Here is a 24,339-nt window from a genome sequence, read left to right on the forward strand (position 1 = left end):
TGGTGACAGAGGCACCGTCGCGTTCCAATCGTCTTGATGTGCTGCGGGTTCTGGTCTACAGCAGCGACGCTGCCACCCGCCGGCAGGTCATCGAGGCACTGGGCGACCACCCCCCTTCCGGACTCGCCCCGTTCGCCTATGTCGAGGTGGCAACTCAGCCCGCCGTGCAAGCCAGGATGGACGAGGGCGGCATCGATCTGGTCATCCTCGATGGTGAGGCGTCTCCCGCGGGCGGCATGGGAATCGCCAAACAACTCAAAGACGAGGTGGACCGCTGCCCTCCCGTGGTCGTTCTCACCGGTCGTGCAGAGGACAGTTGGCTTGCCAACTGGTCGCAGGCAGAAGCGGTTGTCCCCCGGCCTCTTGATCCGTTCACCCTCACCCACGCCGTTGTGGAAGTCCTGCGTCCCTCACGCTGACTCCCCTCTGATCCGCGTACCTTTATGCGCGATCGAGATAACTGGGATGACAAATCGGCAACCCGTGTCACCGCGAGAACTCTGCCGAGCACAGAGGTCTCACGAGTAGTGTGTGTCTCAGATCACACACAGCCCATGTGCGGTCGCACCCTCGGACAGCGTGCTCGTCCGCCCGGTCGATGACCGCCGCTCCACCGCCACTCGCGGGAAAGGAGGATTCGGTGCCATGAATCTCTACGTGCCGATCCTCGTTCTCGGTGCCATCGCCGCCGCCTTCGCGGTCTTCTCGGCAATGCTCGCCTCGGCGGTGGGGCCCCGCCGCTACAACCGCGCCAAACTCGAAGCGTATGAATGCGGGATAGAACCCATTCCGAAACCCCTGCGAGGCAGAGACTCTGGGAGCGCCGGGCTATCTGCCGGCCAGCGGATACCCGTCAAGTACTACCTCACAGCCATGCTCTTCATCATCTTCGACATCGAGATCGTCTTCCTGTACCCGTGGGCGATCTACTTCGACTCGCTCGGCTTGTTCGGCTTGATTGCCATGGCGCTGTTCATCTTCAACGTCTCGGTCGCCTACGCGTACGAATGGAGGCGGGGCGGCCTGAGCTGGGATTGATTGTCTGCTGGACACATTCGAAAAGAGAGTAACCACCATGGGACTCGAAGAGAAGCTGCCGAGCGGGTTCCTGCTGAGCACCGTCGAAGGTCTCGCCGGATACATGCGCAAGGGTTCCCTGTGGCCCGCCACCTTCGGATTGGCCTGCTGCGCAATCGAGATGATGGCCACCAGCGGCGGGCGCTTCGACATCGCCAGGTTCGGCATGGAAGCGTTCCGGGCGTCGCCGAGGCAGGCCGACCTGATGATCGTCGCCGGCCGGGTCAGCCAGAAGATGGCACCGGTGCTCCGCCAGATTTACGACCAGATGGCTGAACCCAAATGGGTTCTGGCCATGGGTGTCTGCGCTTCATCGGGCGGCATGTTCAACAATTACGCGATCGTGCAAGGCGTGGACCACGTCGTGCCGGTCGACATCTACCTGCCCGGCTGTCCGCCGCGGCCCGAGATGCTGTTGCACGCCATTCTCAAGCTGCACGAGAAGATCCAGGACATGCCACTCGGGGTCGACCGGGTGGAGGCCGTCAAAGCCGCTGAGGCCGCAGCACTCACCGCCACCCCCACCATCGAGATGAAGGGAATGCTGCGATGACGCCGCCCGATGACGGGCCCACCCACGGCGACGCTCCCGGCGAGGTAATCGGTGTCCGTCGGGGGCTGTTCGGCGTACGAGGCAGCGGCGACACGTCTGGTTACGGTCGCCTCATACGCCCGATCACTTTGCCGGGCAGCACTCCTCGTCCGTACGGTGGCTACTTCGACGAGGTGGTGGAGACCCTCGGGCAGGCGCTGAAGAAGGCCGACACACCTGTCGAGATCTTCGACGCCCTCGAGAAGATCGTGGTCTACCGCTCAGAACTCACCCTGCATGTCTTTCCCGCGCATCTGCCGGTGATCGCACAGACACTGCGCGACGACCCGAAGTTGCGTTTCGAGCTGTGCCTGGGTGTCAGCGGAGTGCACTACCCCGACGAGACCGGCCGCGAACTGCATGCGGTCTATCCGCTCATGTCGATCACCCATAACCGGCGAGTCCGGCTCGAGGTCGCCGTTCCCGACGCCGATCCGCACATCCCTTCGCTCCACGCGATTTACCCCACCACCGACTGGCATGAACGCGAGACCTACGACTTCTTCGGCATCGTCTTCGACGGCCATCCGTCACTGACGCGGATCGAGATGCCGGACGACTGGGCGGGACATCCACAGCGCAAGGACTACCCCCTCGGTGGAATCCCTGTGGAGTTCAAGGGCGCGCGTATACCGCCGCCTGATCAGCGGAGGTCCTACAACTGATGAGCGACAACATCGACACGGGCAGCAACCTGTTCACTGCCACAGGCCAGGACTGGGACCACATCGTGAGTTCGGCCGCCGAGTCCGGCGAGGAACGCATCGTGGTGAACATGGGGCCGCAGCATCCCTCGACTCACGGTGTGCTGCGGTTGATCCTGGTCCTCGAAGGAGAAACGGTCACCGAGGCCCGCTGCGGAATCGGCTACCTCCACACCGGCATCGAGAAGAATCTCGAGTTCCGCAACTGGACGCAAGGTGTCACGTTCGTGACCCGGATGGACTACCTGTCGCCGTTCTTCAACGAAACCGCCTACTGCCTGGGCGTGGAGAAGCTCCTCGACATCACCGATCAGATACCGGAACGGGTGAACGTGATCCGGGTGTTGCTGATGGAGTTGAATCGCATCTCCTCGCATCTGGTCGCGCTGGCGACCGGCGGCATGGAACTCGGCGCGGTGACCGCCATGCTGTTCGGCTTTCGCGAGCGCGAACTGATCCTCGACATCTTCGAGATGATCACCGGATTGCGGATGAATCACGCCTTCATCCGGCCGGGTGGTCTGGCTCAAGATCTGCCCGATGGGGCGGTGGAGAAGATCGGCGAAGTTCTCGAGGTGCTCCCCGGGCGACTACGGGACATGGAAGACCTGTTGAGCGAGAACTACATCTGGAAGGCACGCACTCAGGGGATCGGCTACCTGGACCTCACCGGCTGTATGGCATTGGGGGTCACCGGCCCGATTCTCCGCGCGACCGGTCTGGCGCACGACCTCCGACGGTCTGCGCCGTACTGCGGTTACGAGAACTATGAGTTCGACGTGATCACCGATGTGGCGTGCGATTCCTACGGTCGCTACCTGATTCGTGTCAAGGAGATGAAGGAGTCCCTGAAGATCGTCGAGCAATGCCTCGACCGATTGCGCCCCGGCCCGATCATGGTGGAGGACAAGAAGATCGCATGGCCTGCCGATCTTGTTGTGGGCAGCGACGGGTTGGGCAATTCACGCGAACACATCTCCGAGATCATGGGCTCGTCGATGGAGGGGCTCATCCACCACTTCAAACTGGTCACGGAGGGCATGAGGGTGCCGCCGGGCCAGGTGTACGTGTCGGTCGAATCGCCCGGGCGAGCTGGGTGTGCACATGGTCAGTGACGGCGGGACCCGACCGTACCGGGTGCACTTCCGCGACCCCTCCTTCACCAATCTGCAAGCGGTGGCTGCCATGTGCGAGGGCGGGATGATCTCGGACGTGATCGCTGCGGTCGCGAGCATCGACCCTGTGATGGGCGGAGTGGACCGATGACTGCTGAGCCCGTCTTCCTCACCTTCGGTGATCCGGTGCCGCCGGAGCAGCGCTATCCCGCCGATGTGGTGGCCCGGCTCGAGCCGGACGCCCTCGAGATCATCGCCCGATATCCCGATGCACGGTCCGCACTGCTGCCGCTGCTGCACCTGGTCCAGAGCGAGGACGGGTACATCACGCCGGCCGGGATCGCTTTCTGCGGAGGGCTTCTCGAGCTGACGTCGGCGGAGGTGACCGCGGTGTCCACGTTCTACTCGATGTACCGGCGGCGGCCGACCGGGGATTTTCTGGTCGGGGTCTGCACCAACACCTTGTGCGCGGTCATGGGCGGTGATGAGATCCTTGCCGACCTCATCGACCACCTCGGGGTGTCGCCGGGAGGGACCACCGCGGACGGGTCGATCACGCTCGAACATCTCGAGTGCAATGCGGCGTGCGACTTCGCACCCGTGGTGATGGTGAACTGGGAGTTCTTCGACAATCAGACGCCGGAGTCGGGCCGCGAGCTCGTGGACGCACTGCGTTCAGGCGAACAGGTCACCCCGACACGGGGTGCGCCGCTGTGCACCTTTCGCGAAACAGCCCGCATCCTGGCAGGTTTCCCTGATTCCCGGCCTGGTAGCTCGGACGCTGCCGGGAGTGCCGGTGATCCCAGCCTGGCCGGCCTCCTCATCGCCCGGGACCGGGGTATGCAGGCCCCCGCCACCAGTCGCCCAGACCTTCCGAACAATGCCTCCCCCGACGCGGGCCGTACCGGTGCTGCAGATGAAGCCGAAGCATCCCGGACGGCCGCAGACAAGCCGGCACCGGCACCGGATGCGCAGCCGCACGATCACACTGCGACCACGGACAGCAAGGAGGTGTGAGATGCCACTGGCACCGGTCTTGAGCCGTTACTGGGACGAGCCCGAGTCCTGGACGCTCGACACCTACCGCGAACACGAGGGCTACCAGGCACTTTCGAAGGCGCTGGCGATGGAGCCCGACACGGTCATCGCCACGATCAAGGAGTCGGGCCTGCGAGGACGGGGAGGGGCCGGATTCCCCACCGGGATGAAGTGGTCGTTCATTCCCCAGGGCGACGGCAAGCCCCACTACCTCGTGGTCAACGCCGACGAATCCGAACCGGGTACCTGCAAGGACATGCCGCTCCTCCTCGCCACCCCACACGTGCTGATCGAGGGGATCATCATCGCCGCGTATGCCATTCGCGCGGCACACGCTTTCATCTACGTGCGCGGCGAGGTGGTCCCGGTGCTACGCCGATTGCACAACGCCGTCGCCGAGGCATATGCCGCCGGATACCTCGGCGACAACATCCTCGGCAGTGGTTTCCATCTCGACGTGGTGGTGCACGCCGGTGCCGGCGCCTACATCTGTGGTGAGGAGACCGCGCTGCTCGATTCGCTGGAAGGGCGCCGCGGACAACCGCGTCTGCGTCCACCCTTCCCCGCCGTCGCCGGCCTCTACGCCAGCCCCACCGTGGTCAACAATGTCGAGTCCATCGCCAGCGTGCCGCCGATCATCCAGTACGGCAACGAATGGTTCCGATCGATGGGAAGTGAGAAGTCGCCGGGGTTCACCCTGTACTCGTTGTCCGGCCATGTGACACAACCGGGACAGTACGAGGCACCGTTGGGCATCACGCTGCGCGAGCTGCTCGACTACGCAGGCGGTGTTCGCGCCGGGCACCAACTCAAGTTCTGGACCCCCGGTGGCTCGTCCACCCCGATCTTCACCGATGAGCACCTCGACGTCGCCCTGGACTACGAAGGCGTCAGCGCAGCCGGATCGATGCTGGGCACCAAGGCCTTACAGATCTTCGACGAGACCACCTGCATCGTCCGCGCAGTTCTGCGGTGGACCGAGTTCTATGCCCACGAGTCGTGTGGAAAGTGCACTCCCTGCCGCGAGGGCACCTATTGGCTGGTGCAGATACTCCGAGATCTCGAGAACGGCAGCGGTTCCGAAGCCGACCTCGACAAACTCCTCGACATCTCCGACAGCATTCTCGGCAAGTCGTTCTGCGCTCTCGGTGACGGAGCAGCCAGCCCGATCATGTCGTCTCTCAAATATTTCCGTGACGAGTACGTGGCCCATGCCGAGCACGGCGGCTGCCCGTTCGATCCGGCGCGAGCAACACTGTTCGCGTCAGCAGGTGCTCCCATGAACGCAGGTGCGCGATGACGGCCGTCGACAACAGCCCGGCGTCGGGGGGCTCGGCGGCCCTCGATCTCGTGACGATCACCATCGATGGCGTCGAGCTCAGTGTGCCCAAGGGCACCTTGGTGATTCGCGCCGCTGAACTGATCGGTGTACAGATCCCGAGGTTCTGCGACCATCCCCTGCTCGAACCGGTCGGGGCATGCAGGCAATGCCTGGTAGAGGTGGAGGGCCAACGCAAACCCCTCGCCTCCTGCACCACCACGGCAACCGAGGGCATGGTGGTGCGCACCCAGATCACCTCGCCGATTGCGGAGAAGGCCCAGCGTGGGGTGATGGAACTGCTCCTGATCAACCACCCGCTGGACTGCCCGGTGTGCGACAAGGGCGGTGAGTGCCCGCTACAGAACCAGGCGATGTCCACCGGACGGGCAGAGTCGCGCTTCGAAGGGGTCAAACGTACCTTCCCCAAACCGATTCCACTCTCGAGTGAGGTGCTGCTCGACCGCGAGCGGTGCGTACTGTGCGCACGATGCACCCGGTTCTCCGAACAAGTCGCCGGCGACCCGTTCATCGATCTCCTCGAACGAGGAGCCCAGCAGCAGGTGGGGATCGCGGCAGACGAACCATTCGAGTCCTATTTCTCGGGTAACACCGTGCAGATCTGTCCGGTGGGGGCATTGACGGGTGCGGCGTATCGCTTTCGTGCCCGACCGTTCGACCTCGTTTCCAGCCCCAGCGTCTGCGAGCACTGCGCAAGCGGATGCGCACAGCGCACCGATCATCGGCGGGGCAAGGTGATGCGCCGACTGGCCGGGGACGACCCAGAGGTGAACGAAGAGTGGAACTGCGACAAAGGCCGATGGGCATTCACCTATGCCACTGCTCGCGATCGCATCACCACACCCCTCATCCGCGACGCGGACGGAGAGTTGGTGCCGACATCCTGGTCACATGCGCTGGACATCGCTGCACGCGGACTGCGCGCGGCCCGCGGTCGGGCCGGGGTTCTCGTCGGTGGACGCGCAACGGTCGAGGACGCGTATGCCTACGCCAAGTTCGCTCGAACAGGGCTGCACACCAACAACATCGACTTCCGTAGCCGCGACCATTCGGTCGAGGAAGCACAGTTCCTGGCGGCGAATGTGGCCGGACGTCTCCTGGACGTCACCTACACCGACCTCGAGAACGCGCCCTCGGTACTACTCGCCGGCTTCGAACCCGAAGAGGAATCGCCGATCGTGTTCCTCCGACTGCGCAAAGCGGTGCGCACGAAGGGAATGGTGGTGCAGGCCATCGCGCCCTATCGCAGCCGTGGCCTGGAGAAGCTGTCGGCCCGGGTGATCCCGGTGGTACCGGGCGATGAACCCGGCGCACTCACCGCGCTCACCGACTCGGCCGCCCTTACCCGGCCCGGCTCCATCATCGTGGTCGGCGAACGCCTCGCGTCGGTGCGCGGCGCACTGTCGGCGGCCGCCGCTCTATCCCGTGCGACCGGCGCCAGACTCGCGTGGATCCCCCGCAGAGCCGGTGACCGTGGCGCACTGGAAGTCGGTGCGCTGCCCGGTCTTCTGCCGGGTGGGCGGCCCGTGGCCGACCCCGAGGCACGCGCAGAGCTCGCCACCGTGTGGGGGCCCGATCTGCCACAGGAACCCGGCTTGGACACCGGTCAGATCCTGGCGGCGGCGGGTGCCGGGTCACTGGGGGCGCTGCTCGTGGGCGGTGTCGAACTCGACGACCTTCCCGACCCTGACGCCGCACGCTCCGCACTGGACGACGCGCCCTTCATCGTGAGTGTGGAAGTGCGGACCAGCGACGTCACCGATCGCGCCGACGTGGTGTTCCCGGTGGCACCGGTGGTCGAGAAGAGCGGCACTTTCGTGGACTGGGAGGGACGCCCCAGATCGTTCGCAACCGCACTGCCCGCCACCGACTCGATGCCCGATCTCCGCGTCCTCGATGCAATCGCGCGGCAGATGGGTATGGATCTCGGGCTCCCCGACCCCGGCAGAGCCCGAGCTGAGCTGGCCGGTCTCGGGGCCTGGTCGGGTGCCGGCGCCCCAGCGCCCGACACCTCTGCGGCAGAACTGCCCACAGCTGGGCGTGGCGAGGCCATCCTGACCGGCTGGCGCTTGTTGCTCGACTCCGGTCGTCTGCAAGACGGTGAGCCCCACCTCGCGGGTACCGCTCGGCGACCGGTGGCACGCATGTCGGCGGCCACCGCCGTCGAGAACGGCCTCGCGGCAGACGATCTCGTCACGGTCAGCACGGACCGCGGGGCCATCACTCTCCCGGTGGACATGGTCGACATGCCCGATCGGGTGGTCTGGCTGCCGCTGAATTCACCGGGCAGTCAGGTCTACGCCGAACTCGGGCCGGCTATCGGCAGCATCGTGAAGGTCCACCGTGCGGATGCAGGGGTGCGGCCGTGAACGACCTGTCCGAGTTCGGCCACGACCCCTGGTGGCTCATCCTCGCCAAGGCGTTGATCGTCTTCGTCTTCCTACTGCTGACCACGCTGGTCGCCATTCTCGCCGAACGAAAGGTGATGGCGTGGATGCAAACCCGCGTCGGACCCAACCGTGTGGGGCCCATGGGATTGCTGCAGAGCCTGGCCGACGGTGTGAAGCTCGCCCTCAAAGAGGGCATCATTCCCCGCGGGATCGACAAGCCGATCTATCTGCTCGCGCCGATCATCGCCGTCATCCCGGCCATCATGGCGTTTGCCGTGATCCCGTTCGGACCGGTGGTCTCGGTGTTCGGTCACCGAACACCACTTCAATTGACCGATCTTCCGGTGGCCGTGCTGTACATCCTCGCCGTCACCTCGGTAGGCGTGTACGGCATCGTGCTCGCCGGATGGGCCTCCGGCTCAACGTATCCTCTACTCGGGGGCTTGCGCTCCACGGCGCAGGTCATCTCGTACGAGATCGCAATGGGTTTGACGTTCGCGGCGGTCTTCCTCCATGCCGGCACAATGTCCACGTCGGGGATAGTCGACGGTCAACTCGACACCTGGTACGTCTTTCTCCTCCTGCCCTCGTTTGTCGTCTATGTGTTCTCGATGGTCGGCGAGACCAACCGGGCGCCCTTCGACCTCCCCGAGGCAGAAGGCGAACTGGTCGGCGGCTTCCACACCGAGTACTCATCGCTGCGGTTCGCGATGTTCATGCTGGCGGAGTACATCAACATGGCCACGGTATCGGCCCTCGCCGCGACGATGTTTCTCGGCGGATGGCATGCGCCGTGGCCCCTTTCGATCTGGGATGGCGCCAACTCCGGCTGGGTCCCACTGATCTGGTTTGTCGCCAAGGTCTGGGGTTTCCTCTTCTTCTTCATCTGGTTGCGGGCCACGCTGCCGCGGCTGCGCTACGACCAGTTCATGACGTTGGGGTGGAAGATCCTCATCCCGGTGTCACTGGGATGGGTCATGGTCGTCGCAACCATCCGTGCTCTGCGGGTGGAGGGCCACGACATCGGTTCAGTGGTCGACGTCATCGCCGGTGTGGTCTTCGCGATCGCCTTGCTGGCTGTGTTCTGGGCGATGAGTCGTTCCAAGCGACGTCGAGCCGGTGAGGCGAACGCAGGCCCCGACCTTTCCGCACCGTTCGATCCCATGGCCGGAGGATTCCCGGTGCCGCCACTGACCGGGCAGAGCCGGCCCGGCCAGACATCGCGGGGACAAACCGGATCGGCGCTACCGGCCACAACACGTTCGGAGCCGACACCGGCCTCGCAACCCGTTCCGATGAAGGAGAGCAGCGATGCGTAATCCGCTTGAACCACTTGCCGGTTTCGGGGTCACGTTCTCGTCGATGTTCAAGAAGAACAACACCGAGTTGTATCCGGAGGAGAAGGCTCCGACAGCGGCGCGTTATCACGGGCGACACCAGCTCAACCGCTACGCCGACGGACTCGAGAAGTGCATAGGCTGCGAGCTGTGCGCCTGGGCGTGCCCGGCCGACGCGATCTACGTCGAGGGTGCGGACAACACCGAAGAGGAACGCTTCTCACCCGGTGAGCGGTACGGGAGCGTCTACCAGATCAACTACCTACGCTGCATCGGATGCGGGCTGTGCATCGAAGCCTGCCCCACCCGGGCCCTCACCATGACAAACGAGTACGAGATGGCCGACGACAACCGGGCCGACCTCATCTACGGCAAGGACAAACTCCTCGCCCCGCTCGAACCGGGCATGGAGTCACCGCCCCACCCGATGCAACCGGGCAGCACCGACGAGGATTACTACCGCGGCTCGGTGATCGCCACAAACGAAGTGCCGCAATGAACCCGGCGTGGGCAGCTGAGTCACTCACCCGAACGTCCACGGGCGAGGCGGTCCAGTTCTGGGTACTCGGCACTGTCGCCGTCCTGGGCGCGCTGGGTGTGGTGTGCGCAACCAAGGCTGTGTACTCGGCGGTGTTCCTGGCCATGACGATGATCATCGTTGCGGTCTTCTACATCGCGCAGGGCGCGCTGTTCCTGGGTGTGGCTCAGATCGTCGTCTACACCGGCGCGGTGATGATGCTGTTCCTGTTCGTTCTCATGCTGGTCGGGGTGGACTCGTCCGATTCACTGGTCGAGACACTACGTGGACAACGACTCGGTGCCATCTGCGCCGGGCTCGGATTCGGGATCCTGCTGATCGCGGGGATCGGAAGTGCCACGGTCACAGCCTTTGCCGGAGTCGACGACTCGACGACGGTGGTGTCGGACCGCTCACCGGGAGCCGCGACCGGAGGCAACGTCGAAGGACTCGCCGAGCTGATCTTCGTCCGGTACCTGTGGGCGTTCGAGCTCACCGGCGCGTTGCTCATCACCGCGACCATCGGAGCGATGGTGCTGGCCCACCGCGAACGCCTCGGCGATCGGGACAGTCAGCGCGAGCTCTCCATCCGACGCTTTCGCGAAGCCGGGCGCCGCACACCTCTGCCGAATCCCGGTGTCTACGCCCGGCACAACGCCGTCGACATGCCGGCCCTGCTACCCGACGGCTCGTTCTCCGACTTGTCGGTCAGTGATGTTCTCGAACCCCGGGATCCGGCGGGCCCCAACCTCGGATCGGCCAAGTCGGATCGAGCCGGTAGGTGGCGGTCATGAATCCCGAGAACTACCTGTACGTCTCGGCTCTGCTGTTCACGATCGGGGCATCCGGCGTCCTGATCCGCCGCAATGCGGTGGTCGTGTTCATGTGCGTGGAACTGATGCTCAACGCCTGCAACCTGGCCTTCGTCACCTTCGCCCGGATGCACGGCAACCTGGACGGTCAGGTCATCGCCTTCTTCACCATGGTCGTCGCGGCCACCGAAGTTGTTGTGGGACTGGCGATCATCATGACCATTTTCCGGACCCGCCACTCGGCCTCGGTCGACGATGCCGACCTGCTGAAGCTATGAGACACGGATGAACACAACCATCTGGATCCTGCCGGCGCTCCCGCTCGCCGGGTCGATCGTGTTGCTGCTCGCCGGCAGGCGCACCGACCCGTGGGGTCATCTGCTCGGCTCTCTTATGGCGATCGCCTCTTTCGTCTACGGGTTGGCGCTGTTCACCGACATGCTCGGACGCCCCTCAGACGAACGCGCCGTACACGAGAACCTCTTCACGTGGGTGCCCGTCGGTGAGCTGCGTGTGGACTTCGGTCTGCAACTGGACCAACTGTCGATGTGTTTTGTCCTGCTGATCACCGGCGTGGGCTCGCTCATCCACATCTACTCCATCAGCTACATGGCCGATGACCCCGATCGCCGGCGATTCTTCGCCTACCTCAACCTCTTCCTGGCAGCCATGCTTCTGCTGGTCCTCGCCGACAACTACCTCGGCCTCTACCTCGGCTGGGAGGGCGTCGGACTTGCCTCCTACCTGCTGATCGGATTCTGGCATCAGCGTCCGTCGGCGGCCGCAGCCGCGAAGAAGGCATTTGTGGTCAACCGCGTCGGTGACATGGGTCTTGCCATCGGGATGATGATCATGTTCGCGACATTCGGGTCGGTGGCTTCGCCGAGGTGTTCGCCGGAGCCGACGAGGCTGGTGAGACAGTACTGACCTTCCTCGGCCTGATGTTGCTGCTCGCCGCCTGTGGCAAATCGGCGCAGGTCCCGCTGCAATCGTGGCTCGGGGATGCCATGGAGGGCCCCACGCCGGTGTCCGCGCTCATCCACGCCGCCACCATGGTGACCGCCGGCGTCTACCTCATCACCCGGTCGGGCCCGATCTTCGACCTGGCGCCCGGAGCGCAACTCGCGGTGGTGGTCGTCGGCGCGGTCACGCTCTTGTTCGGCGCGATCATCGGCTGCGCCAAGGACGACATCAAGAAGGCCCTCGCCGCCTCCACCATGAGCCAGATCGGTTACATGGTGCTCGCCGCCGGACTGGGGCCGGCCGGATATGCCTTCGCCATCATGCATCTCATCACACACGGCTTCTTCAAGGCCGGTCTGTTCCTCGGCGCCGGGTCGGTGATGCATGCAATGAACGACGAGACCGACATGCGCCGTTTCGGCGGCTTGCGTGCGCTGATGCCGATCACCTTCGTCACCTTTGGGTTCGGCTATCTGGCCATCATCGGGATCCCGCCGTTCGCAGGCTTCTTCTCCAAGGACAAGATCATCGAAACAGCCTGGGCAGCAGGTGGTGTGAAAGGCGTGATCCTGGGCATCGTCACCGTGCTCGGTACCGGTATCACCGCGTTCTACATGACACGCGTGATGCTGATGACCTTCTTCGGCACGAAGCGCTGGCCGGCTGACACCCACGGGGTGACCGCGCACCCACACGAGTCGCCTGCCTTGATGACCGGACCGATGATCCTGCTGGCCCTCGGATCCGTTTTTGCCGGTGGGTTCTTGGCATTCGGTGGTTCACTGCAGCACTGGCTCGAACCGGTGGTCGGTGAGCACCACGACGAGCTGCCCGTTCCCATCTGGGTGATCACCGCCGGCACACTCGCGGTGGTGCTGGCCGGCGTCGCCGTGGCCTGGCGGCAGTACGCCCGACGCGACATTCCCGTTGTCGCACCGAAGGGACGCGCGCCCACCGTCGCAGCCCGCCGCGACCTCTACGGCGACGCATTCAACGAGGCGGCGTTCATGCGACCTGGCCAGAAGCTGACCGGAGCACTGGGGTCGGCGGACTCGAAAGGCGTTGACGGCCTGGTGAACGGACTCGCCGGCGCCGTCGGCGCCACATCCACGCTGTTCCGCAAAGTGCAGACCGGATACGTCCGCTCGTACGCGTTGTCGATGTTCGCCGGAGGCGCCCTGTTGGTCGCGATGATGATGTTGGTGAGGGTGTGGTGAACGCAATCCCCTGGCTGACACTGTTGTGGGTGGTACCGGCGATCGGTGCGGTTGTCATCTTGATGCTGCCTCCTCGACTACGAGTGGTCGCCAAATGGGCAGCGCTGGCAACGTCTCTAGGGGTGCTCGCCCTCGCCATTGTGTTGGCGGTCCGCTTCGATCCCGGTGGCGATCAATACCAGTTCGTGGAATCACGCTCGTGGATACCCGCTTTCGGGACCCGCTACGCGCTCGGTATCGACGGCATCGCGCTGGCGCTCGTGGTGTTGACCGCCGTGTTGCTCCCTCTTCTGCTCCTGGCCGGGTGGAACGACGCCGACGCCGACCGACGGCGTGCGACCCATCGCTACGTGGCACTGATGTTGCTGGTCGAGGCCATGGTCATGGTGTCGTTCACCGCGCTCGACATCTTCCTCTTCTACATCTTCTTCGAAGCCATGCTGATCCCGATGTACTTCCTCATCGCCGGTTTCGGTGCGGCAGAACAGGCCCCGGGCCAGCGGTCGCGCGCGGCGGTGAAGTTCTTGCTGTACAACCTCGCCGGGGGCCTGGTCATGCTGGCCGCGGTGATCGGCCTGTACGTGGTGACCGCCGACCAGGGCGGCGGTACGTTCGACTTCCGCGAGATCGTTTCGGCCGTCTCCTCCGGCTCGCTGGACATCGACCCGACTGTCGGCAAAGCTCTGTTCCTGGGCTTCATGTTCGCCTTTGCGGTGAAGGCGCCGCTGTGGCCGCTGCACACATGGCTCCCGGATGCGGCAGTACAGGCCACCCCCGCCGGCGCGGTGCTGATGATGGCCGTGGTGGACAAGGTCGGCACCTTCGCGATGCTTCGGTACTGCGTGCAGTTGTTCCCCGATGCGACAAGGTATTTCACCCCGTTGATCGTCACAGTGGCGGTCATCGGCATCATCTACGGCGCCATCCTCGCGATAGGCCAGACCGATCTGATGCGACTGATCGCCTACACGTCGATCTCCCACTTCGGCTTCATCATCCTGGGCATCTTCGCACTCACCAGTCAGGGACAGTCCGGTTCCACGCTCTACATGGTGAATCACGGCATCGCCACCGCGGCACTGATGTTGATTGCCGGGTTCCTGGTGTCGCGGCGCGGATCTCGGGCCATCGCCGATTTCGGCGGGGTTCAGAAAGTCGCACCACTGCTGGCCGGCACTTTCCTGGTGGCGGGCCTGGCGACTCTGTCGCTTCCCGGGCTGGGTCCGTTTGTCAGCGAGTTCCTGGTCTTGATCGGCACTTTCACCCGCTACCCGGTGGCGGCCGTCTGCGCCTCGGTGGCTCTGGTGCTCGCCGCAATATACGTGCTGTGGATGTACCAGCGGGTGATGACCGGCCCCGTGAACAAGGGCACCGAGCGCCTCACCGATCTGCACGGCCGCGAAATGCTGGTGGTGGCACCCCTTCTGGCGCTGCTGCTGGCGCTGGGCATCTATCCCGCACCGGTGCTCGACGTCATCGATCCAGCCGTGGGCCACACCCTCACCGTCATCGACGAGCGTGACCCCGCACCGGCTGTTGCCGAGCCCGATGGAGGTGACCGATGAACGGTTGGGCGTTGGATACTGCCCAGGACGTGCTGCCCGCGCCGTCGATCGAATACGCACAACTCTCACCGATGTTGATCGTGTTCGCGGCGGCGGTGGCCGCAGTACTGGTCGAGGCGTTTGCACCCGATCGATTCCGGTACGCGTTGCAGCTTCTCCTGAGCGTCGGTGGCCTGGTGGCAGCATTCACAGCTGTTGTGGCACTGGCCGGTACACGCGAATCCGTGGCGGTCGGCGCCGTGGCGGTCGACGGCCCGGCACTGTTCATGCAAGGCACGATCTTGGTGGTGTCGGCGTTGTCCATCCCCCTCATCGCCCAGCGGACCATGGCGGGCGTGACCGTCGGCGCCGGGGTGGGCGCGGCAGCCGGTGGCCGGGTGAAGTCGCTGGACGCGTTCACATCTGCTGCGTCCACCGTGCCGGGCAGCGAGCCGGAACGACGAGCGACCACTGCCGGACTCGCGCAGACGGAAGTGTTCCCCCTCATGCTGTTCGCGGTCGGCGGCATGCTGTTGTTCCCCGCGGCCGACGACCTGCTGACCATGTTCGTGGCGCTCGAAGTACTGTCGCTGCCGTTGTATCTGATGTGCGGTCTTGCGCGTCGTCGCCGGCTGCTCTCGCAGGAAGCGGCGTTGAAATACTTTCTGCTGGGCGCCTTTTCATCGGCGTTTTTCCTCTTCGGGGCGGCGTTCCTCTACGGCTACGCCGGGTCGGTCGACTTCCCGGAGATCGCCGCAGCCATCGACGCCGAGGCCGGTGACAGGACGCTCGCTTTGATCGGGGCGGGCCTGGTCTCGATCGGCTTGCTGTTCAAGATCGGTGCGGTGCCGTTTCACTACTGGGTCCCGGACGTCTACCAGGGCGCGCCGACGCCCATCACCGCCTTCATGGCCGCAGCCACCAAGGTCGCCGCGTTCGGTGCGATGTTGAGATTGTTCTACGTGGCCCTGCCCGGTTTGAAAGACGAGTGGCGTCCGGTGTTGTGGGCGGTTGCGATCCTGACGATGGTTGTCGCCTCCGTCGTTGCGATCACCCAGACCGACATGAAGCGCATGCTCGCGTATTCCTCTGTGGCGCACGCCGGTTTCATCCTGACCGGTGTTGTCGCCCTCAACCGCGCAGGACTGTCGTCCACGATGTTCTACCTCGTCGCCTACGGATTCAGTACCGTCGGCGCATTTGCCGTGGTGACCCTGGTGCGGGACCGGGCAGGCGAGGTCGGCGAGATGTCGCGGTGGGCGGGTCTGGGGCGACAGTCTCCGTTGGTGGCCGGGACTTTCGCGTTGTTCCTACTCGCGTTCGCCGGCATCCCTCTGACAAGCGGCTTCGTCAGCAAGTTCGCGGTGTTTCAGGCGGCTGCGTCCGGCGGCGCCGTTCCGCTGGTGATCGTCGGGGTGCTGAGCAGCGCAATCGCCGTGGTGTTCTACGTCCGGGTCATCGTGCTGATGTTCTTCTCCGAGCCACCTGTCGACAACGCCCCCACCGTAGTCGTACCGAACACGGCGACCACCTTTGTCATCGGTCTCGGCGCTGTCGCGACAATCGCCCTCGGCATTGTTCCTCAACCGCTCCTCGACCTCGTGGATCAGGCAGCGGCCTTTCTGAGTTGAGCCCGGCCCTCACACCTTGCCTTCTCGACCCGCGGACTCCACTCGCATCAGCCCGTGTCCGTTCGACCCCGCGGTCGCGGCAGTGAGGGTGATGCGTGCGCCGTGCCATGGCCCGTCCGAAAACCGCACTCTGACCACGTATTCGGCCCGAGGTATACGTTCGGTCGCCACCGCGATCTGGGCTTCCATGACCGTGGACATGTCGTCGGGATGGAACTCTGCATTCTGCGTGGCCCATCGATCCAGCGGGGCAGGCGGCTCGGTCAGCCATTCGGTGACGATGCCCGTCGCGAAGTCGACATGCCCGATGCCCCACTCCCCTTCCACCAGCCGCGCGACCACCCGGGCCGTCCGGCGGTTGTAGGCTGCGGCCGAACTGGGTTCGCGCACGTCGGTGATGTCGTGGACGATTCCCCGCAACCCCCAGGTGTCGTCGCGGTTCTTGACCGCGCGCATGGTCATGTACACCTGGGCCAGATCCCCATCGTCCCGGCGGACGGTGATGTCGCTGTCGAATGCTTCGCCGTCCGTGATGTTCCCCGCCATGATGTCGGCCACATACGTGCCGAGTTCGCCCTCGCGGGGGAACGCCTCGAAGTATTTGAACACCTCGGGGCTCACCCGGGTCGTCTGTGGATCGGTGATGCCGAGGATCTCGGTCTCGATGGTCGGCCCATGATGGGTCAGCTGTGTTGCCGGATCCCAGAGGAACGCTCCGACCAGCCGGCGGGGTGGCGGCAGCTCGTGCTCGAGGCCCACCCACACCTGGACGCCGTAGACACTGCCTCCGGGTCCTTCGACGGGATGCCCGACCATCATCAGCGATTCGTTCTTGTCGGCGGAGAGCACTCGGCGAACGGTGCTCCGCGAGCCGGTCACGTCGCCGACCATCGTGAGCAATGCCGCGGTCACCTGGGGACTCCGCAGATTGTCGCGCCGCCGGATCGACGAATAGCGCCGTGGCCTCACCCTGTCGAACACGAGAGTGGGCTCTCCGTTGCCCATACACTCGATGAGAATCCAGCCGTGACCCATGTAGACCCCCACACAAAAATCGCTGTCATGCCGCACCACCGCTGCGACGGTTACCCCGGTTACCGATTACACCCCACCGCCCGGGTGCGACCTCATGCGGAACCATCGGACTCGATACAACACAGAAACAGCCCCTCACCTGGATCAGGTGAGGGGCTGTTCGCTGGCGGTGGCGGAGGGATTTGAACCCTCGGTACGGGGTTACCGTACACAGCATTTCGAGTGCTGCACCTTCGGCCGCTCGGACACGCCACCGCCGAAAACTGTACCGCAGGGCCGGGCTGAGCCAACAATCCGCTGGTCAGTCCGGCTGTACAGACAGCCTTCGGCGGTATGAGCGGCTCTTAGTGGCCGGTCAGCTTGTCTTTGAGGTTGTCGACGCCACCCTTGACGGCGTCGGCAGCGTCAGACACCTTCTGCTTCGCGCCGGCACTGGCTTGATCGCCCTTGCCTTCGTTTTTGAGGTCGTGGTCGTTGGTCAGGCTCCCTGCGGCTTCTTTCCCGCGGCCCTTGAGATCTTCGGCCTTGTTCTTGGCATCGTCGGATACAGCCATGGATCCTCCTAGTTGACTCGATCTGTGACCAAGGTGCATCACACGCGACTGTCGCGTGGTCCAGGGGTACCCACTGCACCACCGTTTCAACCTGACAACCCAGGAATTCGACGATCCGCGCGTCGACGTTCCCTTACGAGGGTCGTCGACCAGCGAAGAACTCGCGCAGGACCGCGGCACACTCGTCGGCGAGCACACCGCCGCGCACCTGAGGACGGTGGACGTTGCGGCGGTCGCGCACCACATCCCACAAAGAGCCCACGGCCCCTGTCTTCGGCTCCCACGCACCGAACACCAGCCGATCGAGTCTGGCCAGGGTGATGGCGCCCGCGCACATGGTGCACGGCTCGAGAGTCACGGCGATGGTGCAACCCGTGAGCCGCCATCCGTCGCCGACCACGTCGACCGCTTTTCGGATGGCGAGGATCTCGGCGTGTGCGGTGGGATCGGAGGTCGCCTCGCGTGCGTTCGCGGCCTGCGCGATGGCAGTGCCATCGGAATCGAAGACCACCGCGCCAACGGGCACGTCTCTGGGATCGGCTCCGGCGGCGGCCGCCAGTGCCGCCTCGATCATCTGCTCATCGGTACCCATGCCACCCGACTCACGAAAAGTGCTCAGTGACCGAGCTTCTCGAGCGTCTTCGACAGCTCGTCCGCGAAACCGAGTCGGGCGGCGATCATCCCGATCTGTTCGTCGGCATACAGATCCGTGTCACCGACGATGATGCTCATCACCGAGTCCGGCAGACCGAGGTCGGCGAGAATGGCCAGATCGCCTTCTTCCCACGGTTCGACATCATCGATCTCGTCGGGGTCGATGTCGGGGATCTCGACATTGAGCACGTCGAGTACATCGGCGGCGATGTCGTAGTCGATTGCCGCTGTGGCGTCCGAGATCAGGAGTTTTGTTCCCGACGGCGACGGCCGCACGACGATGAAGAACTCGTCGTCCACGTCGAGCAGTCCGAACACCGCTCCGGCGCTGCGCAGGCCCCGCAACCGATTCTCGGCTTCACCGAGTTCGGCCAATGCACTGCGATCCATTGCGGTGAGGGTCCACTTGCCGTCCTCCCGGACGACCGCAATGGCGAAACCATCTACATCATCCGCACCTGCAGCTGCCATGCGGTCACGGTAGCGGTCGGCGCGGGTAAACCCAACTCTCTACGAGCAGCCGCGTGACCTGCGTACCGCCCGCATGTGCCAATCTGATCGAGTGACCGCGACCTCGCCACAGCCCCGGCCCTCTGTCTGTGTTCTGGGCCTGGGTTTGATCGGCGGTTCGTTGCTGCGGGCACTGGCCGCCACCGGTCGGCCGGCGTTCGGTTACAACCGCTCCGAGGCCACCGTCGCCGCTGCCGCCGAGAGCGGGTTCGACGTGTCCACCGACCTCGTCGCGACCCTCGCCCGCGCAGCGGAGCAGTCGGCGTTGATCGTGATCGCGACGCCGGCCCCCACAGTTGCCGCGATCGTCGCGGCCGTCGCCGAGCACGCTCCCCGGTGTCCGCTGACCGATGTGGTGAGCGTGAAGCAGCCGGTCGCCGACGCGGTTCACGCACAAGGGCTCAGCAGCAACTTCGTGGGCGGCCACCCGATGGCGGGTTCGGCCGACTCGGGCTGGGCGGCCACCGACCCCGCTCTTTTCGACGGCGCGGTCTGGGTGGTCGCCACCGACGACGGCGCCGATCCCCACGTGTGGCGGACCGTTGCGCAGCTCGCCCTCGAGGTCGGGTCCCGCGTGATCCCCGCGGCGTCCGATGAGCACGATCGCGCTGTCGCGGGCATTTCCCATCTACCTCACCTCACGGCCGCCGTGACCGCTGTGGTGGGCGCCGGCGAAGGTGAACTCGCGTTGCGGCTCGCGGCGGGCTCGTTCCGCGATGGGACACGCGTCGCCGGCACCAAACCCTCTGCGCAGCGGGCCATGCTCGAGGCGAACGACATCGCCTTGCTCAGCGCACTCAGCGAAACCATCGACCGCCTCACCCGTGCCCGCGACCAACTGCGCGACGAGGGCTCGGTGGAGATCCTCGTCGACGACGGTCACCGCGCACGCAAGCGCTACGAGCAGATCAACGCTTCCGCCGACGTGCCCGTCACCGACGTGGTGATCGGTTCCGACGGCTGGGAGGCGGCCCTGCGTGACGCCGCCCGCCGCGGCGGGGTGTGGACGGGTCAGACCCGTTCGGCCAACCCCGGGTAGTTGATGACAAAGCCGTTGTCGTCGACGGTGAGGGTGGTGTCGGCCACCGGTGAGACCACCCCGACGCCATCGTCACCGGGTGTGTATTGCAGCGTTGCCGACTTCACCTCGCCCGTGGGCAGGTAGAGGTAGGCAACGGGGACGGCGACCGGCGCGGCCGCGGGTTTGCCCAGGCCCAGCCTGCGGATCGGCAAGGCGTTGAAGAAGGGACTGAGTGCCAGGTCGACGTCTTGTGCACCGCCGAAGTCGCTGCGTTCCATGCCGCGGGCAGTCTGGACCAGCCAGGTGTCCTCACCGTCGCGGGTGATCGAGATCTGGGCGTCCCCACCCGCGCGCACGAGGTGCAGCGACAACCGCTTGGTGACACCGGCATCGTTGGTGACCAGGTCGTACGAGGCGCTGAAGGCCTCTCGATCGGCGGTTGCCGCAGCAACGATCCGCCCATACGCCTTCACCCGATTCCCGGTGACCGCGACACGCACCTGCTCGAGCCGGTCCTCGCCTATCCCACGCCAGGTCATCACTGTCTTGAAGTCGCTGTTGTCAGAGACACCGGCCGACCCTGGCTGGAGCACGGTTGCCTCTTGGGACACGTCTGGGGAATTCACACCTTCAAGGTAGGCGACCAGACCCCATGTTTCCGAACCAATGGCACACATTGGCCGGTCCACCCCTTTGATCAGGCGGTGGACAGGTCAGGAGTGCGTCGCAACCGTCCAGTGCCTGGGACCGACGCCCAGCTGACACCTGCGAGTATGCCGTCGAGAATCAGGGCCAACAGCGTGACCAGCAGCGACCCGGCGATCATCGGCGGGTAGTCATAGGTGGCGAGGCCGTCGAAGATCGGGCGTCCGAGGCCACCCAGGCCGGCGTAGGCGGCGATGGCCGCGGTTGCCACCACCTGCAGCGTGGCGTTACGCAGGCCACCCAGGATGAGTGGGAGTGCGTTTGGTAACTCCACTCTGAGCAGCACCTGCAGATGGCTCAACCCCATGGCCCGGGATGCGTCGACCACGGCCTTGTCGACATTGGCGACCCCCGCATAGGTGCCGGCCAGCAGCGGCGGGATCGCGAGGAGGATCAGAGCGATGATCGTGGGCGTGAGTCCGAGACCCATCCACAAGATGAAGAGCAGCAGCAGACCCAGGGTCGGCAACGACCTCAGGACGTTCACCAGTCCCACCACCGCCACCTCGCCCTTGCCGGTGTGACCGATGAGCAGACCGATCGGGACCGCGATCAACGCCGCGACCGCCACTGCGTAGAAGGTGTAGCCGATGTGTTGGCCGATCTCGACCAGCAATCCCTCGGAGTCCTCGGTGCCGGTCCAGTTCGTTGCGGTGGTCAGGTAGCTGACGGTGTCGCTGAAGATGTTGCTCATGCCGGTGCCGCCTCCTTGGCCAGGTTCATCCGGCTACGTGCCAACCTGCCCGGTCCCCGGCCGACGCGTGCCCACGGGGTCAGCACCCGGCCGATCACCACGAGAACCAGGTCGATCACCAGTGCGAGAACCACCACGGCGATGATGCCGGCCACGATCTCGTCGGTGTAGTTGCGGCTATAGCCTTCGGTGAACAACCGTCCCAGGCCGCCGAAACCGATGACCGCACCTACCGACACCATCGAAATGTTGGTCACCGACACCACGCGAATGGTGGCGATCAGCACCGGGATCGACAGGGGCAGTTCCACCTTGAGCACGCGTTGCCACGGCTTGTATCCGATGGCCTTGGCGGCGTCGACAGCGGCCGGAGGCACGGCGTCGAGCGCTTCGGGAACCGAACGCACAAGCAGCGCAGTCGAATACAAGGCCAGCGCCACCATCACGTTGACGTCGGAGAGAATGCGCGTGTTGATCAGCGAGGGCAGCACGATGAACAGAGCGATGGACGGGATGGTGAAGATGATCGAGCCGATCACGATGGTCACCCGCCGCGCCGGCCGGGACCGGTACACCAGGAGACCCAGCGGAATCGCGATGACCAGCGCCACCGCCAGCGGGATCATCGATAGTTTGATGTGCTCGAGCGTCAGTTCCCAGACCTTCGAGAAGTGGTCGAAGAGGTAGTTCATGATGCCGACTTGCGCTGCTGTTCGAGAGCAGCGAGCACGTCGGCGGCGCGGACCCCTCCGCTCACGGTGCCTTGGCCGTCCACCACCACACCGATTCCCGAGGGCGATGACAATGCGGCATCGAGTGCCTGGCGCAACGACCCGGACTCACTGAAGAGCGACCCGCCGGCCGAACAACTGTCGTACAGCGACGCCCCACCGGAATGCGCCCGCACCCCATCGGCGTCGACCCAACCGAACGGGGTCCCGTTCACCGTCACCAGGCGCCATTCGTCGGCACCGAGGACCAGCCCGTCGATCTGCGCTTCGGTGATCGGTTCGAGCGGCTCGATCTTCACGTCCTGACCCGAATTGAACTGCAGCAGACGATAACCGCGGTCGCGACCGACAAACGAGGACACGAACTCGTCGGCGGGCGCGGCGAGCAGTCGCGCCGGGGTGTCGAATTGGCGCAGGACACCGCCTTTGCCGAAGATCGCGATCCGGTCGGCGAGCTTGACGGCCTCATCGATGTCGTGGGTGACGAAGACGATGGTCTTGCGCAGCTCGGCCTGCAGTCGGAGCATCTCGTTCTGCAGGTCCTCGCGCACGACGGGATCGACAGCACTGAACGGCTCGTCCATCAGCAGGATGGCCGGATCTGCAGCCAAAGCCCTTGCCACACCAACACGTTGTTGCTGTCCGCCCGACAGCTGGCCCGGGTACCGGGTGGCGACGGTCGAGTCCAGACCGACCCGCTCGAGGAGTTCGAGCGCCGCGCGCCTGGCCGACTTGCGCGACTCGCCCTCCAGCACCGGGACGGTGGCGACGTTGTCGACCACTCGCTGGTGGGGCATCAGACCGGCGCTCTGGATCACGTAACCGATACCGCGTCGCAGCGTCACCGGGTTGGTGGTGCTCACGTCTTGTCCGTCCACCTTCACGGTCCCGGACGTCGGATCGATCATCCGGTTGATCATGCGCATCGAGGTGGTCTTGCCACATCCCGACGGACCCACAAAGGCCGTGAAGCTGCCTTCTTCGATCTCCAGGGTCAGGTTGTCGACCGCGGTGGTGCCGTCAGGGTAGGTCTTGGTCACCGCATCGAAGGTGATCATCGGCTTCCTTCCATCGGTCATCTCATGACCCCAGCTGCTTGTTGAGCCCGTGGTCTCTCACCCAGCGTTCTGCCGCGTCCTCGACTTCGAGTTTCTGTGTACCCGAGACCATCTCGTTCAGGTTTCGGAGTTCCTCCACGGTCAGCTGTGCCGACACCGCGTCGAGCACCTTGCGTAGCTCCGGCGAGTCCTTCGACTTCGCCAGCACCGGCACGATGTTGTTGGCGGGGAAGTTGTGTTTCGGATCTTCGAGCACCACAAGGTTTTCCGTGGTTATCGCGGGCGTTGTGGTGTAGATGTCGGCGGCGGTGACCCGTCCGCTGGTCAGCTCGTTGATGGTGGCCTGTCCGCCGCTGTCGTTGTTGGGTTTGAAGTCCACGTCCAGCCCATAGTTTCGGCGTAGGCCCGGTACCCCCACCTCACGGGTGGCGAACTCGCTGTTGGCCATGAAGCTGACGGTCTCCGACTGCGCCACTCGAGCGAGGTCTGCGATGGACACCAGGTTCCACTTCTCTGCGCTCTGTCGGGTGACGGTCACCGAGTCCGAGTTGGACCCGGGAGCCGGCGTGTAGGTCAGCAGATCGTCACCGAGTACTGCGGGCAACGCATTCTCGATGTCGGGCAACGACGTCAGCGACGAGTACTTCGTCACCTCGTCCTCGGACAGGCCGGGAGCGGCCGCTGCCAGATACTGGAGCAGGTTCCCTATGTAGTCGGGGGCGATGTCGATGTCGCCGGCGCGCAGGGCGGGAAGGTAACGCTCGCGGGTACCCGAATTGAGCTGGTTCTCGGCCGTGAACCCGTTGGCCTCGAGAACGTCGATGTAGATCTGACCGATGATCTGGCTTTCCAGCACGCCCCCTGATCCGACGACGACGTGACGGGGATCGGGATCACGCGATCCCGCACGGTTGAGGGGATCGAAGCATCCTGCCACGACGGTCGCCAGCAGCATGACGATCAACGGCAACAGGGTGAGCCTGATCCAGGTCCGCCGGCGAGGGAGCGTTCGCATCTGTTCCATAGAACACCACCGCAGCGACGGCGTCAGCATGGCCGGCCGATTTCGTTCATGGTGAGCCGAACTCGACGTGCCGACCG

22 protein-coding genes, 1 tRNA gene and 3 pseudogenes are annotated in these 24,339 nt (G+C 64.8%); 16 read left to right on the forward strand and 10 right to left on the reverse strand.

What is annotated here, in order from left to right:
- Window positions 1-2: 2 nt before the first annotated feature.
- The 15 genes and pseudogenes from W823_RS38990 to nuoN all read left to right on the forward strand — a co-directional run bounded on the left by W823_RS38990 (window position 3) and on the right by nuoN (window position 16,276).
- On the forward strand, window positions 3-419 hold the full coding sequence (locus W823_RS38990) for a response regulator transcription factor (RefSeq protein ID WP_023956627.1): 417 nt from the start codon (window positions 3-5) through the stop codon (window positions 417-419).
- 226 nt (window positions 420-645) lie between these two features.
- The gene (locus W823_RS38995) at window positions 646-1,038 is read left to right on the forward strand and encodes an NADH-quinone oxidoreductase subunit A (protein WP_031331844.1); all 393 of its coding nucleotides are present in this window, start codon (window positions 646-648) and stop codon (window positions 1,036-1,038) included.
- A 37-nt stretch (window positions 1,039-1,075) separates the two neighbouring features.
- Window positions 1,076-1,630: an NADH-quinone oxidoreductase subunit B family protein gene (locus tag W823_RS39000; protein ID WP_023956631.1), complete on the forward strand. Its 555-nt coding sequence runs from the start codon at window positions 1,076-1,078 to the stop codon at window positions 1,628-1,630.
- Window positions 1,627-2,334, forward strand: a complete 708-nt coding sequence (locus W823_RS39005) for an NADH-quinone oxidoreductase subunit C (RefSeq protein WP_023956633.1) — start codon at window positions 1,627-1,629, stop codon at window positions 2,332-2,334. Before W823_RS39000 ends, W823_RS39005 begins: the two co-directional genes overlap by 4 nt.
- Window positions 2,334-3,639: pseudogene (gene nuoD, locus W823_RS39010) on the forward strand (NADH dehydrogenase (quinone) subunit D). The gene W823_RS39005 and the pseudogene nuoD overlap by 1 nt, the downstream one beginning before the upstream one ends.
- A complete protein-coding gene (nuoE, locus tag W823_RS39015) occupies window positions 3,636-4,505 on the forward strand; it encodes an NADH-quinone oxidoreductase subunit NuoE (RefSeq protein ID WP_023956635.1) in 870 nt (289 codons plus the stop codon). The pseudogene nuoD and the gene nuoE overlap by 4 nt, the downstream one beginning before the upstream one ends.
- Before the next feature lies 1 nt (window position 4,506).
- Window positions 4,507-5,826, forward strand: a complete 1,320-nt coding sequence (nuoF, locus tag W823_RS39020; protein WP_023956637.1) for an NADH-quinone oxidoreductase subunit NuoF — start codon at window positions 4,507-4,509, stop codon at window positions 5,824-5,826.
- A complete protein-coding gene (locus W823_RS39025; RefSeq protein ID WP_023956639.1) occupies window positions 5,823-8,234 on the forward strand; it encodes an NADH-quinone oxidoreductase subunit G in 2,412 nt (803 codons plus the stop codon). Before nuoF ends, W823_RS39025 begins: the two co-directional genes overlap by 4 nt.
- A pseudogene (gene nuoH / locus W823_RS39030) lies at window positions 8,231-9,466 on the forward strand (NADH-quinone oxidoreductase subunit NuoH); the annotation flags it as partial. The gene W823_RS39025 and the pseudogene nuoH, both read left to right, overlap by 4 nt.
- 100 nt (window positions 9,467-9,566) lie before the next feature.
- Window positions 9,567-10,091 (forward strand): NADH-quinone oxidoreductase subunit NuoI, encoded by a 525-nt coding sequence (gene nuoI / locus W823_RS39035; RefSeq protein ID WP_023956643.1) that lies wholly within the window; start codon window positions 9,567-9,569, stop codon window positions 10,089-10,091.
- Window positions 10,088-10,903 (forward strand): NADH-quinone oxidoreductase subunit J, encoded by an 816-nt coding sequence (locus tag W823_RS39040; protein WP_023956645.1) that lies wholly within the window; start codon window positions 10,088-10,090, stop codon window positions 10,901-10,903. Before nuoI ends, W823_RS39040 begins: the two co-directional genes overlap by 4 nt.
- Window positions 10,900-11,199: an NADH-quinone oxidoreductase subunit NuoK gene (nuoK, locus tag W823_RS39045; protein ID WP_023956647.1), complete on the forward strand. Its 300-nt coding sequence runs from the start codon at window positions 10,900-10,902 to the stop codon at window positions 11,197-11,199. The genes W823_RS39040 and nuoK overlap by 4 nt, the downstream gene beginning before the upstream one ends.
- Window positions 11,200-11,206: 7 nt before the next feature.
- A pseudogene (nuoL, locus tag W823_RS39050) lies at window positions 11,207-13,101 on the forward strand (NADH-quinone oxidoreductase subunit L).
- The gene (locus tag W823_RS39055) at window positions 13,098-14,666 is read left to right on the forward strand and encodes an NADH-quinone oxidoreductase subunit M (RefSeq protein WP_152538033.1); all 1,569 of its coding nucleotides are present in this window, start codon (window positions 13,098-13,100) and stop codon (window positions 14,664-14,666) included. Before nuoL ends, W823_RS39055 begins: the two are co-directional and overlap by 4 nt.
- Window positions 14,663-16,276, forward strand: coding sequence for an NADH-quinone oxidoreductase subunit NuoN (nuoN, locus tag W823_RS39060; RefSeq protein ID WP_023956651.1), 1,614 nt, complete (start codon window positions 14,663-14,665; stop codon window positions 16,274-16,276). The genes W823_RS39055 and nuoN overlap by 4 nt, the downstream gene beginning before the upstream one ends.
- A 9-nt stretch (window positions 16,277-16,285) precedes the next feature.
- Here the strand turns inward: nuoN and W823_RS39065 are convergent, their stop codons facing one another.
- The 5 genes from W823_RS39065 to W823_RS39085 all read right to left on the reverse strand — a co-directional run bounded on the left by W823_RS39065 (window position 16,286) and on the right by W823_RS39085 (window position 18,990).
- Window positions 16,286-17,311: a GAF domain-containing protein gene (locus W823_RS39065; RefSeq protein WP_031331851.1), complete on the reverse strand. Its 1,026-nt coding sequence runs from the start codon at window positions 17,309-17,311 to the stop codon at window positions 16,286-16,288.
- 164 nt (window positions 17,312-17,475) lie between these two features.
- Window positions 17,476-17,566, reverse strand: a tRNA-Ser gene (locus tag W823_RS39070).
- An 89-nt stretch (window positions 17,567-17,655) separates the two neighbouring features.
- A complete protein-coding gene (locus tag W823_RS39075) occupies window positions 17,656-17,865 on the reverse strand; it encodes a CsbD family protein (RefSeq protein ID WP_023956656.1) in 210 nt (69 codons plus the stop codon).
- Window positions 17,866-17,998: 133 nt separating this feature from the next.
- Window positions 17,999-18,457 carry a nucleoside deaminase gene (locus W823_RS39080; protein WP_023956658.1) on the reverse strand — a complete coding sequence of 153 codons (459 nt, stop codon included), beginning with the start codon at window positions 18,455-18,457 and terminating at the stop codon, window positions 17,999-18,001.
- A 23-nt stretch (window positions 18,458-18,480) separates the two neighbouring features.
- Complete coding sequence (locus tag W823_RS39085) at window positions 18,481-18,990, reverse strand: tRNA adenosine deaminase-associated protein (RefSeq protein WP_023956660.1); 510 nt, start codon at window positions 18,988-18,990, stop codon at window positions 18,481-18,483.
- A 73-nt stretch (window positions 18,991-19,063) separates the two neighbouring features.
- Here W823_RS39085 and W823_RS39090 point away from each other — a divergent pair, with 73 nt between their 5' ends.
- Window positions 19,064-20,068, forward strand: a complete 1,005-nt coding sequence (locus W823_RS39090) for a prephenate dehydrogenase (RefSeq protein ID WP_051406440.1) — start codon at window positions 19,064-19,066, stop codon at window positions 20,066-20,068.
- Here W823_RS39090 and W823_RS0128595 read toward each other — a convergent pair.
- The 5 genes from W823_RS0128595 to W823_RS39110 form a co-directional block, all read right to left on the reverse strand.
- Complete coding sequence (locus W823_RS0128595; protein ID WP_235189489.1) at window positions 20,041-20,589, reverse strand: putative glycolipid-binding domain-containing protein; 549 nt, start codon at window positions 20,587-20,589, stop codon at window positions 20,041-20,043. The genes W823_RS39090 and W823_RS0128595 overlap by 28 nt on opposite strands.
- Before the next feature lie 158 nt (window positions 20,590-20,747).
- Window positions 20,748-21,449, reverse strand: a complete 702-nt coding sequence (locus W823_RS39095) for an ABC transporter permease (RefSeq protein WP_023956666.1) — start codon at window positions 21,447-21,449, stop codon at window positions 20,748-20,750.
- Complete coding sequence (locus tag W823_RS39100) at window positions 21,446-22,141, reverse strand: ABC transporter permease (RefSeq protein WP_023956668.1); 696 nt, start codon at window positions 22,139-22,141, stop codon at window positions 21,446-21,448. The genes W823_RS39095 and W823_RS39100 overlap by 4 nt, the downstream gene beginning before the upstream one ends.
- The gene (locus tag W823_RS39105) at window positions 22,138-23,238 is read right to left on the reverse strand and encodes an ABC transporter ATP-binding protein (RefSeq protein WP_031331857.1); all 1,101 of its coding nucleotides are present in this window, start codon (window positions 23,236-23,238) and stop codon (window positions 22,138-22,140) included. Before W823_RS39105 ends, W823_RS39100 begins: the two co-directional genes overlap by 4 nt.
- A gap of 22 nt (window positions 23,239-23,260) precedes the next feature.
- Window positions 23,261-24,262 (reverse strand): ABC transporter substrate-binding protein, encoded by a 1,002-nt coding sequence (locus W823_RS39110; protein WP_023956672.1) that lies wholly within the window; start codon window positions 24,260-24,262, stop codon window positions 23,261-23,263.
- Between the last annotated feature and the right edge of the window lie 77 nt (window positions 24,263-24,339).

Origin of the sequence: Williamsia sp. D3 (assembly GCF_000506245.1) — a bacterium.
In the GTDB taxonomy this organism is placed as follows: Bacteria; Actinomycetota; Actinomycetes; order Mycobacteriales; family Mycobacteriaceae; genus Williamsia; species Williamsia muralis.

Bases quoted from the DNA above. Each gene is read 5' to 3' on its own strand.
- W823_RS38995 (WP_031331844.1), top strand. From the start codon at position 646: ATGAATCTCTACGTGCCGATCCTCGTTCTCGGTGCCATCGCCGCCGCC.
- W823_RS39000 (WP_023956631.1), top strand. From the start codon at position 1,076: ATGGGACTCGAAGAGAAGCTGCCGAGCGGGTTCCTGCTGAGCACCGTC.
- W823_RS39005 (WP_023956633.1), top strand. From the start codon at position 1,627: ATGACGCCGCCCGATGACGGGCCCACCCACGGCGACGCTCCCGGCGAG.
- nuoE (WP_023956635.1), top strand. From the start codon at position 3,636: ATGACTGCTGAGCCCGTCTTCCTCACCTTCGGTGATCCGGTGCCGCCG.
- nuoF (WP_023956637.1), top strand. From the start codon at position 4,507: ATGCCACTGGCACCGGTCTTGAGCCGTTACTGGGACGAGCCCGAGTCC.
- W823_RS39025 (WP_023956639.1), top strand. From the start codon at position 5,823: ATGACGGCCGTCGACAACAGCCCGGCGTCGGGGGGCTCGGCGGCCCTC.
- nuoI (WP_023956643.1), top strand. From the start codon at position 9,567: ATGCGTAATCCGCTTGAACCACTTGCCGGTTTCGGGGTCACGTTCTCG.
- W823_RS39040 (WP_023956645.1), top strand. From the start codon at position 10,088: ATGAACCCGGCGTGGGCAGCTGAGTCACTCACCCGAACGTCCACGGGC.
- nuoK (WP_023956647.1), top strand. From the start codon at position 10,900: ATGAATCCCGAGAACTACCTGTACGTCTCGGCTCTGCTGTTCACGATC.
- nuoN (WP_023956651.1), top strand. From the start codon at position 14,663: ATGAACGGTTGGGCGTTGGATACTGCCCAGGACGTGCTGCCCGCGCCG.
- W823_RS39065 (WP_031331851.1), bottom strand. From the start codon at position 17,311: ATGGGTCACGGCTGGATTCTCATCGAGTGTATGGGCAACGGAGAGCCC.
- W823_RS39075 (WP_023956656.1), bottom strand. From the start codon at position 17,865: ATGGCTGTATCCGACGATGCCAAGAACAAGGCCGAAGATCTCAAGGGC.
- W823_RS39080 (WP_023956658.1), bottom strand. From the start codon at position 18,457: ATGGGTACCGATGAGCAGATGATCGAGGCGGCACTGGCGGCCGCCGCC.
- W823_RS39085 (WP_023956660.1), bottom strand. From the start codon at position 18,990: ATGGCAGCTGCAGGTGCGGATGATGTAGATGGTTTCGCCATTGCGGTC.
- W823_RS39090 (WP_051406440.1), top strand. From the start codon at position 19,064: ATGTGCCAATCTGATCGAGTGACCGCGACCTCGCCACAGCCCCGGCCC.
- W823_RS0128595 (WP_235189489.1), bottom strand. From the start codon at position 20,589: ATGACCTGGCGTGGGATAGGCGAGGACCGGCTCGAGCAGGTGCGTGTC.
- W823_RS39095 (WP_023956666.1), bottom strand. From the start codon at position 21,449: ATGAGCAACATCTTCAGCGACACCGTCAGCTACCTGACCACCGCAACG.
- W823_RS39100 (WP_023956668.1), bottom strand. From the start codon at position 22,141: ATGAACTACCTCTTCGACCACTTCTCGAAGGTCTGGGAACTGACGCTC.
- W823_RS39105 (WP_031331857.1), bottom strand. From the start codon at position 23,238: ATGATCACCTTCGATGCGGTGACCAAGACCTACCCTGACGGCACCACC.
- W823_RS39110 (WP_023956672.1), bottom strand. From the start codon at position 24,262: ATGGAACAGATGCGAACGCTCCCTCGCCGGCGGACCTGGATCAGGCTC.